The organism is Mesorhizobium sp. USDA 4132 (genome assembly GCF_056279545.1).
The window spans coordinates 177,067-192,666 of record NZ_JBWCCP010000001.1; the positions used below are offsets into that span (position 1 = coordinate 177,067).

Here is a 15,600-nt window from a genome sequence, read left to right on the forward strand (position 1 = left end):
GGCTCTTTGTGGCGGCTAGAAGAACAAGTCGCCGTGCATCTGACGGACGCTGCGACCTTCGCTCAGGTACAGGCCAGCCGCCGCGTTCGTGGCCAACATATTGGCAATCTCATTCTGAGTGTGGCCAACGTGGCCCCGGACCCACTGCCAGTGGACGAGACGCTTCCCGATGGCGTTATCGATTTTTTCCCAAAGGTCGCCGTTCGGTAGCGGCTTTGTGCCCTTCAGCCAGCCCGCCGCCTTCCATTTGTGGAACCCGCCAAGCGTCATAGCATCCACGATCATTTTGTTGTCCATCACCACGAGGGCTGCTGTCTCGGGCTCTTTGGTTAGCCGAGAAATCCCCATGAGTGCTGCCGTCATTTCCATTCGGATGTTGGTGGTGTTCGGTCGCTGGTAGCCTGCAAATGCTGCCTGCTTAATAACTCGCTCACCCTCGCGAAGTTGGAGGAGAACACCCCATCCGCCGCGACCTGGGTTTCCTGGACACGCGCCATCGCTAAAGATCGCGTAGTGACGGCCCGCCATTATCATGGCCATGGAAGGAAGATTACTGTCTGTCATAGTTTCCTGTCGGTTTGTTCGCCAAGGAGGCTGGGAAAGAAAAACCCCGGCCTTGCGGACCGGGGCTTCATGAGTTGCTGTGTTGCGTTCGGAGCTTGTCACCGCCGCGGGTCTCGCGACCATTCGGGCAACGGATGTATGAAGGCTGACAAAAGCTGGGCTACGCCATTGAGGTTCTGAAAAGGCAACACACGCGCAATGGTGCGGGCATCCAATTGGGAGAAGCTCCCCCCGTGTGCAACCTTCCCTGCTACCCCCAGTGTATCCATCACACCCTTAGCGAGGTCGGCCGAAGGATTGCCCAAAATCGCGTCGGAGCCCAGTTGCGTTGATCTCGCATCAAACACGGGGCTGCCGGTCATGGGGCTTACAAGGAAGGTGTCAATCGCCATCGGCATCACACTCGCCCAAGAGGAGTTCTGGATACCAGCAGCCGCGAGACTGCCCAGCGATAGCCGCTCCTCAAGATATTTCTCACGATCACTTCGACCGACCGAGCCTGCGTAGGTCCGCATCATGTAGGACATAGAGGCCGCGAACGTGGTGGCTAGGAACGCCGCTGCGGTAGCGGTATCCCGGAAGTTCAAGCCCTGTAGCGTCTGCTTCGTATAAGCTGCGAGGACGAAGGACCGGAACTGGAGGAACGTCCTTGCCAGAGGCGCGGACATCCACATGGCCATCTGGCCGATGTCATTCTCCTGGATGATCGACCGGCTCAGTCGGAACGCAGCCGTCTCGAAGTTTGCCACGGCTTCCCGGTCGACCCACTTGTCGAGGTTCAGCGCCTTGAGCCGCCCTTTGTCGAAGGTCGCGTGATTGCGGATGTTCTCATAGATCGCCTCGGCCCTACGCTCATCCAGGGCGAGAGCCTCCAGGCGGCGGGGGTTCATCTTGGTGCGGCCCTGGGCCATCAAGGCGAACTTGTTCATGATTGACCGGCCAGTCCAACGCTGGAGTGCGGTGTTCACCGGAGCCATACCTGACATCGCGGACACCGCCCGCTTGCCCTGGTGGAGGAAGTCATCCACCTTCTCCAGGACCGGGTTGTTCCAGGTATCGAGCGGGTTATCGAACACGTCCTCCCTGCGGTGGGTGGCATGGCGAACCCAGTCAGCACCGCCGCCCGTGATGTCCTCCCATTCCTGGGCAAGAGCATCATCAAGCTTCCCGGTCTTCGCATTGCGCCACATGGCACGGAACGAAGGGACGTTGGTGAAGGACGCTTTGAGCCCGAGCTGGGAGACCGTGTTCATGGCTTCCGAGAGCTGGGCGAAGCCGACTTGCCCCATGACGCGGACGAAGTTGTAGTCGCGGGCCATCCGGAGGAACTGGTTCCAGTCGGACCCCTCGTTCCAGGTGGGCTTGCCAACGATGGTGTTATAGATCCAGTTGAGCCGGTCAACGTCCTGTTTGGTCTTGCCATGGATGCCTTTTTGGTCCCCCACGTCACGGACCTTATCCATCAGGGTATTCCATTCGCCATCCGAGGTTACGCCCTGGACGAAGTATTCATCCGCCATGTCGCCCGGTTGCCACTTCGGGTTCTTGATCTCCATCCTAGCCATGGCAATGCGGCCCGACATTTGCCGGGAGTAGCTGCGAAGGAGCGTATCCGCATCGTTGATGAAGAGGTCGGAGATGCGAACGAACTTTGCCCCGGTTTCCCCATTGGAATACGGGAGCATCGCACCGAAGTTCTCGTCATAGAACATGCGGGTCTTGCCGTGACGGCTGGCACCGTCCTTCTTCCCCGGCTTCATGTGACCGATAAGGGTATCGATGTCGGCCTCGGAAAGGTCGGTGTCCTGGATGAGGTTCGCCTTGAGGGCGTCCAGGTCTTCCCCCGAGAACGCACGGGACATCTGCTGTAGCTCCCCTGCGGAAAGGGAGTGGAGCTTCTTGATGTAATTGTAGGCGAACTTGTCGGCCAGCTCTTCGGTGATCTCGTCGTTCACCTCTCTCATTGCCCGCGATACGAGGCCCGAGAGGGTCTTGTGCCCGAACTTCGTGAGATGGTCCTGGATGGACCCGAGATCGAAGATTCGCGGAACGTAGTGGTCATTCCGGGTGAGGCCCTCGAAACCCCGAACGGCCCGCATGGTGCGACCGTCGATAACCCCAGGGTTCGCCGCAGTCTCGGCATAGGTGCCCAGGATATCCTTGAGGACCGCTCCCTGGGCTTTCACCGCAGGGTCATAGTCCACCATGAGGTCATGATCGCGAACGTAGGCTGTCACCTGTTGATGGAACTCATCCCGGCTTGCGTCGGGATTACGCTCCCTAAACTGCTTCCAGTTGGCTTGATTGGAGGACGCCCATTTCGCCTCGGCCCTTCCGTGGAGGAGAGCCTGGACCTCGGACGCGCCAATGGGGGTGATGCCGCTTTTGTTTCGGGCAGCATCCTCAACGATCACGTTGCCGATCATCGACGTGAGATCGTTCTCGGAACTCTTGAGCGAGTACGCGCTGTCGAAACGAAGACCACCCGCGTCGAAGACATCGGGCCTTTCAGCGTCTCGCACGATGTCAGCGGTATCGAGCCTCAGGGGTTCCCTGGGGTTCACCTGCATCGCACCCGCTGTCGAGCCACCGGGCGGTGACATGGCCGTGCCATTGTGCATGTTCCGGCCAATCTTCTGGAACTGCTGGGCTTCGGCCAGTGTTGCCGGGTTTTTCGCCAGGGCACCAAAGGCACCCCCGAGGAGCATGCCGGTTCCCACCCCCCACCAAAGATCGGCTTCCTCGGCGGTGGGCTTATTCGCATAGAGGATGCCTTCCGAAACGGCGGCACCGGCCCCGCCCTCAGCAGCCGTTAGGGCGAGCTGCCCGACCTTGCCGAACCTAGCAGCCACCGCAGCCGGTGCCCCGGTGCCAAGCGTAGCTGCGGAGATACCAGCAGCAGCGGCCCAGGCGAGCGGGTCGGTTACCCCTGCGGCCACCCTAAGACCCACACCACCCCAACCGAGAGAGGCTAGGCGCTGCTCGGCTTCCATCTGCTTGACCAGGGAGTTCCTCATCCCTTCCGCATGGACCAAGGATTGAGCGTCACCGAAGCGGTCCCAGTATTGTTCCGGGATACCCTTGGTTAGCTCGTCCATCGTCTTCGGGTCGAGCCGGAAGTTAGGGTCAGGCTTCGCCTCGGGTTTGTCCTGCCAGATAGCCGAGAGCGACCAATCGGTGTTCACGGCATCCTTCACGCCCTGCCAGATGGTCGTATCAGGCAAGGCATCCTCGCGGGCCTGGGCAGCAACGCGGTCCTCCTCCATGGTGGTCGGGAGGACAGGCTGGGTGCTGCTCATGACGGACACGGTGTTCTCGGGAGAGCCCACGGTGAAGTTGGACTGCGGCTGGTCCGGCCCAGGGTTTGAGAAGGTGAGCCTCGTGGGCTCCTTGATCTCGGTCGCCGGGACACCGTGGAAGGCATCGCTGAGCCACTTGGGCGCATTGGCGCTATCGCCGTTAGCACCCCATACCGTGGGGGAGCCAAAGCCGATGTGCATGGAGCCGGGTTGCATGTAGCCCTGGCCCGCGCCGAAACCGGTTACGCCTGAGGCCCTCGCCTTCCGGACGATATCCTGGAACACAGGGACATCCTCGGGCCTTGCCCAGTCGAGCTTCCTGCCATCCTTGTAGAAGAAGACATCAGCGGCACCGCCGTGGTCGTGTCGGACGGAGCCAGTACGACTCCCTTTGCCTTGCGCGGCCTCAGCCTTGGTGACCTGCCCACCGCTGAAAACCTCCATCTGGATACCCATGTCTTCCAGGAAGCCGAGGGAGTTCACCAGCCGAGGGTCAAGCGGAAGGTTGCGCTTAGCCGCGCTGTTAGAATACCGGAGCCATGCCGGTGTGCTGTTGTTTGCCATGAGTGGTCCTTAGAAATGGGAAAGGCCACCGCCAGCATTCACTAGGAACGCCGAGGGTGGCCTGTTGAGGCACAATCCAAAACAGCTCACGCGGGACGATTTCGCGTCATGAGTTGTCTATGGTGGGCGGAAATTGAGACGACCCAGGCTTGCCCAGTCTATGCCCCGTGCTGTTCGACCGTCTTTTCGACGGATAAGACGCCCCTGACGGTCCCGAGGAAGAACTCAATGTCCGTCGCACTCGCTCGCTCGGTGCCATACCCGGCATGGGGAGCGCCCCACTCGGCCCAGGCGCTAAACGAGGTGAACGGCACCTTCACGAAAAGACCGGGCATGTCACCGCCGATGCTTAGCGAGAAGTGACGCGAAAGGGCATCCCTAAGAGCCAAGGCAAGATGATGAGCAGTTTCGGTCATGCCGGTGAGGATGTTGCGCATGATATTTATGTCCCATGTTTGCGCTGCGCCTTCCGCCCTACGGGAAGACGTGGAGGCGGGAGCCTCCAGAAGGGACCACGGCAATGATGGTGGAACAAATCGCAGCAAACCTGCTGGTCACGCCAAGCCGCCCGTGGAACCTGCTGGGGGCTCCTCAGTCCTGGAAGGAATCGAACGTAGGGGGCGCTCGGTGGTACGGGGTACGCAAATGGGGTACACGGCGGGGTACGCAGTCACCCTGCGAGTTTCCGTAACCGGGTGAATTTAAAGGAGAATAATCGTCCATAGGAGGATTGGTGGAGCTAAGCGGGATCGAACCGCTGACCTCTTGCATGCCATGCAAGCGCTCTCCCAGCTGAGCTATAGCCCCATCAGGGTGGTCCGGTATTTTCCGGTCCTGGGAACTCCCGCAGGACGCTTATTGAGCGCTGCCCCGTTGGAGTGGCGGCTTATTACTTCCGGTTTACGGAGAGTGCAAGCCGTATTTTGTGCGCCCGGCAATTTTTATTGAATTGCCGGGCCTTAACTTGGATATCGGATCAGACTTCGTCGTCGTCGCCGGTCACGCCGATGATGCCCGACATGTCGTCGTCGTCTTCATCTTCGTCGGCTTCCAGGAAGGTATCGTCGTCGTCATCGCCGATATCGACATCGTCGTCATCGCCGATATCCGGGATATCGTCGCCGCTGGCTGCCTCGTCGCCCTCTTCGAGCGATACGAGTTCGACTTCCGGATTTTCGGTATCGACTTCCTGGACGTCTTCTTCCTCGGCCTGTTCCATCTTCTTGGCGGCGCTGTGCTCCTCGAAGAAGGACAGCGGCCAGGATTTGCCGGAATAGGGGGAAACGACCGGATCGCGGTTCAGGTCGTAGAATTTCTTGCCGGTATCGGGGTCGGTCCGCTTGGTTCCGAGTTCCGCTTTTGCCACAGTCAGAGCCTCATGAGATGGCCGAATATTTCGGCGCGCCGCTTGGACAGCGGCCTTATAGGGTGAAAATCTAAGCCGGTCCCCATAAGGCCTGCGCTCTTTGATGTCAAAGACAAACTTTTCATGGACCTCATAAGAGCGAATACGGTGACCGGTGGCAGGCTTTATGTTAGTGACGACGGGGAAATTTTACCGCAATGGGCCGGCCTGCCGTCTCTCCGCTCGGGACTGATAAGAGGTTGAAAAACATGTACCAGCCGCCGCATTTTCGCGAAAAGGATCTCGGAACTCAGTATGCGCTGATCGGGACCTATCCGATCGGTCTGCTGGTCACACCCGGGGCGATTCGGGAAGCATGAGTTTGAAGTCCAAGCCAGCAATCGTCATCGCCATCGACGGTCCCGCAGCCGCCGGCAAGGGCACGTTGTCGCGCCAGATCGCCGACGCCTACGGATTTCACCATCTGGATACGGGGCTGACCTATCGCGCTACCGCTAAGGCGCTGCTCGATGCAGGCCTGCCGCTCGACGACGAGAAGGTCGCCGGGAAGATGGCCCGTGAGGTTGAACTGGCCGGCCTCGATCGCGATATATTGTCCGCGCATGCGATCGGCGAGGCGGCCTCGAAGATCGCGGTCATGCCGTCGGTCCGCCGGGCTCTGGTGGAGGCGCAGCGTGCCTTTTCCCTGAGGCAGCCGGGAACGGTGCTCGACGGGCGCGATATCGGCACGGTCGTCTGTCCCGATGCGCCGGTGAAGCTCTATGTCACCGCGTCCGCTGATGTGAGGGCAAGGCGCCGTTACGACGAGATCGTCGGCAAGGGCGGCGAGGCGGATTACGGTGCGATCTTCGCAGACGTGAAGAAACGCGACGAACGCGACATGGGCCGGTCCGATAGTCCTCTGAAGCCCGCCGACGATGCGCACTTGCTTGATACCTCGGAAATGAGTATAGAGGCCGCGTTTCGGGCAGCGAAGTCCATCATCGACGCCGCCCTGAAGAGACAATCGAGTGAGAATAGCGAAATAGAATAGCCCGAGGTTCGGTCCCCGCGCCGGATTGCCTCCCCCGGATCATTCCGATGAGGGAGGCGGACCCGAACTTTTGGGCATGTGCAACACGAACCACCGGCGCTGTATGGGCCCGTATCGGGTACCTCAGGAGATTTCATGGCAGTATCTAACCCCACGCGGGAGGACTTCGCAGCCCTTCTCGAAGAATCCTTCGCTTCCAACGATCTGGCGGAAGGCTATGTCACAAAGGGCATCGTCACCGGGATCGAAAAGGACATGGCCGTCGTTGACGTCGGCCTCAAGGTCGAAGGTCGCATCGCGCTCAAGGAATTCGGTGCCAAGGGCAAGGACGGTTCGCTGAAGGTCGGCGACGAAGTCGAAGTCTATGTCGAGCGCATCGAAAACGCGCTGGGCGAAGCAGTTCTGTCGCGCGAGAAGGCTCGCCGCGAAGAAAGCTGGGTCAAGCTCGAACTCAAGTTCGAAGCTGGCGAGCGCGTCGAAGGCGTCATCTTCAACCAGGTCAAGGGTGGCTTCACCGTCGATCTCGACGGCGCTGTTGCCTTCCTGCCGCGTAGCCAGGTCGACATCCGTCCGATCCGCGACGTCACTCCGCTCATGCACAACCCGCAGCCCTTCGAAATCCTCAAGATGGACAAGCGCCGCGGCAACATCGTGGTTTCGCGCCGCACGGTTCTCGAAGAGTCCCGCGCCGAGCAGCGTTCTGAAATCGTTCAGAACCTCGAAGAAGGCCAGGTTGTCGACGGCGTCGTCAAGAACATCACCGATTACGGTGCGTTCGTTGACCTCGGCGGCATCGACGGCCTGCTGCACGTCACCGACATGGCCTGGCGCCGTGTGAACCATCCGTCGGAAATCCTGTCCATCGGCCAGCAGGTCAAGGTACAGATCATCCGCATCAACCAGGAAACCCACCGCATCTCGCTCGGCATGAAGCAGCTCGAGTCGGATCCGTGGGATGGCATTGCCGCCAAGTATCCGGTCGGCAAGAAGATTTCCGGTACCGTCACGAACATCACCGACTACGGTGCATTCGTCGAGCTGGAGCCGGGCATCGAAGGCCTCATCCACATTTCTGAAATGTCCTGGACCAAGAAGAACGTTCATCCCGGCAAGATTCTGTCCACGACGCAGGATGTTGACGTGGTCGTTCTCGAAGTCGATCCGTCCAAGCGCCGTATCTCGCTTGGCCTGAAGCAGACGCTCGAAAATCCGTGGCAGGCATTTGCCTACAGCCATCCGGCCGGCACTGAAGTCGAAGGCGAAGTCAAGAACAAGACCGAATTCGGCCTGTTCATCGGCCTCGAAGGCGATGTCGACGGCATGGTCCACCTCTCCGACCTCGACTGGAACCGTCCGGGCGAACAGGTCATCGAGGAGTTCAACAAGGGCGACGTCGTCAAGGCTGTCGTTCTTGATGTGGACGTCGACAAGGAGCGCATCTCGCTCGGCATCAAGCAGCTCGGCAAGGACTCGGTCGGTGAAGCAGCCGCTTCCGGCGACCTGCGCAAGAATGCCGTCGTTTCGTGCGAAGTCATCGCCGTCAACGATGGTGGTGTAGAGGTTCGTCTCGTCAACCACGAAGACATCACCTCCTTCATCCGCCGCAACGACCTGGCACGCGATCGCGACGATCAGCGTCCGGAGCGTTTCTCGGTTGGTCAGGTCTTCGATGCCCGCATCGTCAACTTCTCCAAGAAGGACCGCAAGGTCATGCTGTCGATCAAGGCTCTGGAGATCGCAGAAGAGAAGGAAGCCGTCGCTCAGTTCGGTTCGTCCGACTCTGGCGCTTCGCTCGGCGACATCCTCGGCGCGGCTCTGAAGAATCGCGGCAACAACGAGTAATCGACGCCTTTTAGAAATCGAAAACCGCCGGATGCAAGTCCGGCGGTTTTTTCATGCGCAGTTTTTGCGGATCGAAATCAGGTCCAGCCGGCCATGCGCCAATAGAGGTCGTTCGCCCGGTCCGCATCTTCGGTGGCTTCCTTCGAAGCATCGTCGCCGTGGTCTTCCTGGCCGTCGCCGTCATCCGGGCGCTCTTCGCTGAACGCCTGCTCGCCGGCGGAATGCTGCTGTTCGCCGTCCTCGTCGGTCTTGGAGATCGCCTTCGTCTTGCGCTCCTCGGGGTCCCGCTCGCGTTCTTCCGGCGGATAGGCGACATAGGGCAGGGCGACGCCTTCGCGAAACATCGGCGGCAGGGCGATCGGGAGAGCAAGCTGTTCGGCGACTTCCGTCGCACCCGTAGACGGGCCGGCTGCATTCGCGGAAGTACCGCCGGTGCGGCCCGTTGAACCTGTGCTTGACGGTTCGTCGGTGGCCGGCTGCGCAGGCTTTGCCATGGCGGCGCCCGCTGCCTCGCCCGCCTGCAGGGCGGATTTCCCGATAAGCTCCCTGTCGGTCAACTGCTGCAGCGCCTGTTGTTCCGGCAATTGTTTAGCCGCAACCGGCAGGCTGTCGAGAAGGTCGCTGGTGGCGTCGGCAAGCACGTCCGCAAGCCATATGGTCGTCGCGCCGTTCGCCATCTTCTCCGTATTGAGCGCACGCGCGCCGCCTTGCTGTTCGAGGCCGCGCTGGGAAAGCCGGGCCAGCGCCGGCCCATCATAAAAGACGGGTTGAGAGCCGCGCCGATCGCCTGGAACGGCACTCGCGATCTGCCGACCTTCGTTGGCACGCGCCGCAGATGTGCTCTCCGGCGCATCTTCGGCCCGCACGGCAGCAAGCTCCGGGGTTTCGCTCTCGGCGACTTCGGCCGCTTCCTGCGCGGATGCCGAGACAGGTGCGGCGTCCGGATCTGTCTCGGCACTTACCGGCGAGGCATTCTCGTCGATGGGGCCCGGCAATGCGTCGATCTCGGCGGAAAGCATGGCCGGATTCTGAGCAGCGCTGGAAATTGTCGCCGCAACGGGCGCTGCTTCTGCATCCTGCGTAGCTGCTTCTGCGGCAATCTCCCCCGGCAAAGCTCCGTCGATCGCAGTGTCCTCGCCGGGCTGGGCGCCTGGAGGGCCAACCTCTGCCGTGTGCACGAGGACGGAAGTTTGGCCGGACGCAGATGGCGCGGCATTCGCTGTCTGTGGCAACGGGCTCGGCGCCTGTTCCGCTCCGGCATTCTGCCGATAGGAGCTGACGACAGCCTTGGCGGCGAGATCGCGGTCGAGCAGCTGCGCGGTCTCCAGCTGTATGGCGATGCGGGCGGCTTCCGGACTTGCGGGATTGTTGAGGATTTCCACGAGCAGGCGCAGCGAAATACCCTTGACGAGCTGGTTGAGCGTCCGCTCGAGAGCCGCCTTCTCGGCTGGGTTCATCGCCTTGACCGCGTCTGAGAGGCGCTGGGCATAATCCGCCAACGCTTCGCCTTCGCGGCGCGGCACCTTGATCAGCCGGCCGATGGTCTCGGCGAAGATGGAAAATCCCTGCGCGAGCTGAAGCTGCGCCGAGAGCGAAAGGATATCCAGCCGCCCCGCCGACATCGGCGAAGAACCGATCAACCCGCTGTTCGCCGCGGCATTGGCCACGTCGATCCGCTGACGCAGCATCGGTTGCTGCGAAGGTGTCTGGTAGTCGACGAATGAACTGGTACGAACCGGCGGCAGCATCGTCCGCTCCAATGTCTGATAGAGACGATAGGACAGCTCGGCCGAAGGGTTCTTGTCTTTTCGCAACGATACGGCGTTGCGACCGGAACGCCTCATGGCGTCGCCAGTGCCGATACACAGGATGACTGTGGGGCAAAAAGGTTAACAACTCGCTAACGCATTCCCGTTTTCGCCGACAGGTCAGCGAAAATGATCCATTACGATGCAGATGAGGGGAGATTGGGGGTTATTGCTGGATCACGCAGCCAACTTCTTCTTCAACAATTCATAAATGCCGATTTCGTCCACCCGCACCGAAAAGATGTCGGCCTGGGATTTTTCGGCGCTGTCGGCGGCAAGCTCCTCGATTGCGCTCGCCGCCATTTCATTGGTCGGCGCTTCATTGTCTGCCAGGACCTCATCGGTGACGGAGTCGCCCTTGGCGGATTGATCGTCGGAGACGAGGCTGTCGCCCGCGTCGTCCGTATCGGTATTGGCGACCTGTTCGGCCGCCGCGGCGAAGAGGGCCAGCAGCGCGGTGTCGTCGACGGCAGGCGTATCGCCGGTGCCATCGGCAGCCGGCGCAGCTGTCGCCTTGTCATTCGTCTTCTCGATGACGTCCTGAACCTTCTGAACGTCCTCAAGCTTCTTGCCGGCCTCCGCCGCCTGGATGTCGGCCTGGCGTTCGGCGCGGGTTCCGGCATCTTCGACACGGGTCGGATCGTAGCCCTGCGGACCGAGCTTCAGTTCTTCGAGCGTCTTCGGATCGGCGACGTCTTCGAGCCGCTGCACGACGCGCTCGACTTCCGTGTCGAGCTTGCCGCCATTGGCCTTGCGGTTGAGGCCGTCCATCAAGCGCTGGTTGTCGTCGCCGTAGGGGTTCTTGATCGCCGCCAGCAGCGTGTCCATGGAGATGCCGATGTCGTCGAGGCCGAGGTCTTCGGCGAGTTTGCCGACCTCGTCCGGCATCATCTCCTTCAGCGCATCTTCCAGCGCTTTCCCGAGCTTGTAGGAGGAGCGCGCTTCGTCGGTATCGATGCCGAGCTTGGTCGCCAGGCGGTCGACGAGCTCGATCTTCAATTCGTTGGGGTCGGTTTTGTTGACGCCGAAAAGCGCGGAGGTGATCTTGTCGCGCGCGCGCCGGGCGTCTTCGCTGGCGCTGATCCGGGCTTCGACAATCGGATCGCTCTTCTTGCCGGTCCGCTGTTCTTCGTCTTTCTTTCGCTGTTCCTCGATACTGTCGAGCATCGACCGCATCATGTTGGTCGCGGCAAGCCCAAAAGTCTGCTGGGTAGGAAGCAACATGGCCCGAAATCCGGTCTCGTCGAAAGGTACACCGCCAAGCAAAACTAGATTTGAAGGGTTAACGAGACGTTACCGGGTGGCTAGAACTTATGTCACCCTTTATCTATTCGGGCGGCCGCGGCTTCACCACCAGCGTCACCAGCACAAAACTCACGTAGAGAAGCAGATACCAGGATCCAAGCTTGCCGAAGGATACTATGTGCCAGGTCTTCTGTGTCGGATAGATCCAGGTGCCCGTCAGCGTTCCGATATTCTCCGCAAGCCAGAGGAAGGCCGAGGAAAGAAACGCGGCAAGCACCAGCGGCATCCGCAAAGTCGTCCTGTCGGTGGTGAAATGGATGTTCACCCGCCGGAACACGATCACGGTCGCCGCAAACAGAAGATAGCGGATGTCCGGCAGAAAATGATGGCTGAAGAAATTGGCATAAATGGCGATCGCCAGAAGCCCTGTCTGCCAAATTGGCGGATAATGGCTGAAGCGCATGTCGAAGATGCGGATCGTGCGGGCCATGAAGGAGCCGACTGCCGCATACATGAAGCCGGAAAACAACGGCACGCCGCCGATCTGGAGAAGCGACGTTTCCGGATAGGCCCATGACCCCATATGGACCTTGAATATCTCCATCACGGTTCCCGTGACGTGGTAGACGAGGATGACCCGGGCTTCCTCCCAGCTTTCCATCTTGAAGCGCAGGAACAAGATCTGGACCGTCAGGGCGGCGAGGAACAGGAAATCGTAGCGATGGACCGGCCAACCCGGTTGCCAGATGACTTTGGTGATGAGCAGCAGCGCCAGCATCATCGCCGCGAACAGGCAGGCCCAGGCCTGTTTCAGGCCGAACAGGATGAATTCTGAAAGCCACCACGGAAGCGGTGCCAGTGCGCTGCGAATAACAATTCGCAGCGGCTCTAGATAAGGCCCGGTCTCGTGTGCCGCCGGTCGTTCGCGATAGCCTTGATCCATCCGCCGGTCAGCCCATCAGCTATGGGCGAAGATATCGGCCTCTTCCCAGCCCAGCAGGTCCAGCTTCGCCCGCGTCGGCAGGAATTCGAAACAGGCCTGGGCCAGTTCGGCGCGCTTGTCGCGCACGAGGCGGTAGGTCAGCTTGTCGCGCAGCGCATGCAGGTGGAGCACGTCGGAGGCCGCATATTCGAGTTGCGCCGGCGAAAGCACCTCGGCTGCCCAGTCGGATTGCTGCTGCGCCTTGGAAACGTCGACGTCGAGCATTTCCTTGAGATTGTCCTTGAGCCCGTGCCGGTCCGTGTAGGTGCGGGTCAGCCGCGAGGCGATCTTGGTGCAGAACACCGGCGTCGTGGTCACGCCGAACGTATGGAAGAGCACGGCGATGTCGAAGCGGCCGTAATGGAAGATCTTCTGGCGCGACGGATCGGCGAGCATGGCGACGAGATTGGGAGCCTCGCTCTGCCCGGCCGCGATGCGGATCACGTCTGCCGAACCGTCGCCCGGCGAAAGCTGTACGACGCACAGCCGGTCGCGGCGCGGCACGAGGCCGAGCGTTTCCGTATCGATGGCGATCGCCCCGGTATACCGGGCTGCAGCGACTGCCGGAATATCGCTTTCATGATACCTGATCTCTGCCATGTCCGTCTCCGTCTGCCTGTCTGCAAAGATTCGCTATAAACCACGTTTTCGGCCAGGGATATGGTGATCTTGGGAAGGCCGCACCGCTTGCGCTCATATATGTGTTTCAATGAGCGATCGAATTCTGCGCGGGCATTTGCTCAGCCTTGCGCCTAACGCATTGCTGCATTGCAACCAAGTGGCTTGGCCTGCTTAAACGATTAGCCTATATGTTTGGCCATCGGGCGACGCACTCCTCCTCCCAGTGTTGCCTGATACGGATCGACAACATCCTCCTCCTCCCAGTTGTCGATCAAGTTTAAAGCCTGGCGCACCCTCCTCCCGCGCCAGGCTTTTCCCGTTTCTGGAGCAGGATTTCCTTCAAAACATTGTTTTTGCCTTACGACAGCCGAGGTGCCGCGATCTGTGATTGGCGTCACGTAGGTGTCACGCACCGCCGATATACGAAACCTCGCCTTCCCTTTGAACTTTTCGTGAGGTTACTATGCGCAAGATTTTTGCCGCTCTGGTCGTTTCGACCGCGCTGGCCGGCGCCGCCCAGGCTGCCACCGTTTATCCGCTGGATCGCGCCACGATCCTCAGCGGCTCCCCCTTCGATTTCAAGGTCGAGTTCAACTCCGTCGTTAAGCCGGAAGATGTCAAGATCACCGTCAATGGCCAGGATTACAAGACTGTTCTCGGCAAGGAAGTCCAGTTCGTTGCGGAAGAAAAGAACAAGGACAAGATCCTCGGTTCTGCCGTCATCCTGCGCGGCCTGACCATCGCCACCGCCGGCGATTACAAGGTCGAGATTTCGGCCGGTTCCGAGACCAAGACCGTCACCTGGAATGTCTACGGCACGGGTTCTGCCCCGAAGGCCAAGAATATCATCTTCATGCTCGGCGATGGCCTTTCGGTCGCGCATCGCACAGCTGCCCGCATCATGTCCAAGGGCATGACCGAAGGCAAGGCCAACGGCCGTCTCGCCATGGACGACCTCGATCACATGGCCTTCGTCGGCACCTCGGCGACCAACGCCGTCGACACCGACTCGGCCAACACGATGTCGGCCTACATGACCGGTCACAAGACCGCCGTGAACGCGATCGGCGTTTATGCCGACCGCACGCCGGACTCGCTGGACGACCCCAAGGTCGAAACGATTGCTGAAGCACTTCGCCGCCAGACCGGCAAGTCGATCGGTATCGTCGCCACCTCCGAAATCGAGGACGCGACGCCTGCCGCCGTCGTCTCCCACACCCGTAACCGCAACGACAAGGCCGATGTCGTCGGCATGCTGCTAGGCGTCAAGCCGGACGTGGTGCTCGGCGGCGGTTCTGCGTATTTCCTGCCGCAGGCGACTGCCGGCTCGAAGCGCAAGGACGACAAGGATTATGTCAAGCTCTTCAAGGATGCCGGCTACACGCTGGCCACCGACAAGAACGAACTTGCAGCCGGCGCAAACGCCAATGGGTTGCTGCTCGGCCTCTTCCATCCTGGCAACATGGACGTCACGCTTGACCGCGAATTCCTGAAGAAGGGAACCGTCGAAAAGTATCCGAACCAGCCGGGTCTGGTCGCCATGACCAAGGTCGCCCTCGATCGTCTTTCCAAGGATCAGGATGGTTTCTTCCTGATGGTCGAAGGATCCTCGATCGACAAGATGTCCCATCCGCTCGACTGGGACCGTGCCGTCATCGAAACCATCGAATTCGACCAAGCGATCGCGGTTGCCCGCGAATTCCAGAAGACCCATCCCGACACGCTGATCGTTGTCACCGGCGACCACACCCATGGCGTTTCGATCATCGGCACGGTTGACGACGACAAGCCGGGCACCGAGATGCGCGAAAAGGTCGGCACTTATGCCGAAGCCGGCTTCCCCAACTACAAGGACGAAAACGGCGACGGTTATCCGGACAAGATCGACGTTTCGCGCCGGCTGTTCCTTGCCGCCACCAACGGCCCGGACCACTACGAAACCTTCCGCCCGAAAATGGATGGCCCGTTCGTTCCGGCGATCCAGAACGAGAAGAAGGAATACGTTGCCAATGAGCAATACAAGAACGTGCCTGGCGCGGTCTTCGTTCAGGGCAATCTCCCGAAGAGCAGCGACAGCGGCGTTCACTCCGTCGACGACGTCGTCCTGCAGTCGTCCGGCCCCGGTTCGGAAGGCTTCAAGGGCTATATGGAAGAAAGCGACATCTACAAGGTGCTCGCCGATACTTTCGCGCTCGGCACCAAGCAGACCAACTAAGGTCTGACGCCCCGCCGCACCCGTGGTAGAACAACGCTCCCGGCCGAAACGCGGCCGGGAA

The 15,600-nt window shown here is 60.4% G+C and carries 11 protein-coding genes and 1 tRNA gene; 3 read left to right on the forward strand and 9 right to left on the reverse strand.

Annotated features, from left to right (window positions below; genetic code table 11):
• Positions 1-15: 15 nt before the first annotated feature.
• From ACZ9IU_RS00820 to ACZ9IU_RS00840, 5 genes are all read right to left on the reverse strand, one after another.
• Positions 16-564 carry a ribonuclease H family protein gene (locus ACZ9IU_RS00820; RefSeq protein WP_051899975.1) on the reverse strand — a complete coding sequence of 183 codons (549 nt, stop codon included), beginning with the start codon at positions 562-564 and terminating at the stop codon, positions 16-18.
• Between the two features lie 98 nt (positions 565-662).
• Positions 663-4,427 (reverse strand): hypothetical protein, encoded by a 3,765-nt coding sequence (locus ACZ9IU_RS00825; RefSeq protein WP_038547844.1) that lies wholly within the window; start codon positions 4,425-4,427, stop codon positions 663-665.
• A 158-nt stretch (positions 4,428-4,585) separates the two neighbouring features.
• Positions 4,586-4,864: a hypothetical protein gene (locus ACZ9IU_RS00830; protein ID WP_038547846.1), complete on the reverse strand. Its 279-nt coding sequence runs from the start codon at positions 4,862-4,864 to the stop codon at positions 4,586-4,588.
• A gap of 294 nt (positions 4,865-5,158) precedes the next feature.
• Positions 5,159-5,234: transfer RNA gene (locus ACZ9IU_RS00835), tRNA-Ala, on the reverse strand.
• Positions 5,235-5,403: 169 nt separating this feature from the next.
• Positions 5,404-5,793, reverse strand: coding sequence for a TIGR02300 family protein (locus ACZ9IU_RS00840; protein ID WP_037080075.1), 390 nt, complete (start codon positions 5,791-5,793; stop codon positions 5,404-5,406).
• A gap of 355 nt (positions 5,794-6,148) precedes the next feature.
• On the opposite strand from ACZ9IU_RS00840, the gene cmk reads away from it, so the two are divergent.
• Both cmk and rpsA read left to right on the forward strand, forming a co-directional pair.
• Positions 6,149-6,826, forward strand: coding sequence for a (d)CMP kinase (gene cmk / locus ACZ9IU_RS00845; RefSeq protein ID WP_038547849.1), 678 nt, complete (start codon positions 6,149-6,151; stop codon positions 6,824-6,826).
• Positions 6,827-6,961: 135 nt separating this feature from the next.
• On the forward strand, positions 6,962-8,668 hold the full coding sequence (gene rpsA / locus ACZ9IU_RS00850; protein WP_038547850.1) for a 30S ribosomal protein S1: 1,707 nt from the start codon (positions 6,962-6,964) through the stop codon (positions 8,666-8,668).
• A gap of 77 nt (positions 8,669-8,745) precedes the next feature.
• Here rpsA and ACZ9IU_RS00855 read toward each other — a convergent pair whose 3' ends face one another.
• The 4 genes from ACZ9IU_RS00855 to ACZ9IU_RS00870 all read right to left on the reverse strand — a co-directional run bounded on the left by ACZ9IU_RS00855 (position 8,746) and on the right by ACZ9IU_RS00870 (position 13,303).
• Entirely contained in the window at positions 8,746-10,512 is a 1,767-nt protein-coding gene (locus ACZ9IU_RS00855; protein ID WP_038547853.1) for a hypothetical protein, read from the reverse strand.
• Positions 10,513-10,653: 141 nt separating this feature from the next.
• A complete protein-coding gene (locus tag ACZ9IU_RS00860) occupies positions 10,654-11,700 on the reverse strand; it encodes a hypothetical protein (protein ID WP_038547856.1) in 1,047 nt (348 codons plus the stop codon).
• A gap of 103 nt (positions 11,701-11,803) precedes the next feature.
• Positions 11,804-12,664 (reverse strand): DUF817 domain-containing protein, encoded by an 861-nt coding sequence (locus tag ACZ9IU_RS00865; protein ID WP_038547859.1) that lies wholly within the window; start codon positions 12,662-12,664, stop codon positions 11,804-11,806.
• Positions 12,665-12,679: 15 nt separating this feature from the next.
• Entirely contained in the window at positions 12,680-13,303 is a 624-nt protein-coding gene (locus ACZ9IU_RS00870) for a ribonuclease D (protein ID WP_038547862.1), read from the reverse strand.
• Between the two features lie 484 nt (positions 13,304-13,787).
• Between ACZ9IU_RS00870 and ACZ9IU_RS00875 the strand changes: the two genes are divergently transcribed.
• Positions 13,788-15,539 carry an alkaline phosphatase gene (locus ACZ9IU_RS00875; protein ID WP_038547865.1) on the forward strand — a complete coding sequence of 584 codons (1,752 nt, stop codon included), beginning with the start codon at positions 13,788-13,790 and terminating at the stop codon, positions 15,537-15,539.
• Positions 15,540-15,600 lie beyond the last annotated feature (61 nt).

Coding starts and splice junctions, on each gene's coding strand:
- ACZ9IU_RS00825 (WP_038547844.1), bottom strand. CDS start 4,427: ATGGCAAACAACAGCACACCGGCATGGCTCCGGTATTCTAACAGCGCG.
- ACZ9IU_RS00855 (WP_038547853.1), bottom strand. CDS start 10,512: ATGAGGCGTTCCGGTCGCAACGCCGTATCGTTGCGAAAAGACAAGAAC.
- ACZ9IU_RS00860 (WP_038547856.1), bottom strand. CDS start 11,700: ATGTTGCTTCCTACCCAGCAGACTTTTGGGCTTGCCGCGACCAACATG.
- rpsA (WP_038547850.1), top strand. CDS start 6,962: ATGGCAGTATCTAACCCCACGCGGGAGGACTTCGCAGCCCTTCTCGAA.
- ACZ9IU_RS00830 (WP_038547846.1), bottom strand. CDS start 4,864: ATGCGCAACATCCTCACCGGCATGACCGAAACTGCTCATCATCTTGCC.
- ACZ9IU_RS00875 (WP_038547865.1), top strand. CDS start 13,788: ATGCGCAAGATTTTTGCCGCTCTGGTCGTTTCGACCGCGCTGGCCGGC.
- cmk (WP_038547849.1), top strand. CDS start 6,149: ATGAGTTTGAAGTCCAAGCCAGCAATCGTCATCGCCATCGACGGTCCC.
- ACZ9IU_RS00870 (WP_038547862.1), bottom strand. CDS start 13,303: ATGGCAGAGATCAGGTATCATGAAAGCGATATTCCGGCAGTCGCTGCA.
- ACZ9IU_RS00820 (WP_051899975.1), bottom strand. CDS start 564: ATGACAGACAGTAATCTTCCTTCCATGGCCATGATAATGGCGGGCCGT.
- ACZ9IU_RS00865 (WP_038547859.1), bottom strand. CDS start 12,664: ATGGATCAAGGCTATCGCGAACGACCGGCGGCACACGAGACCGGGCCT.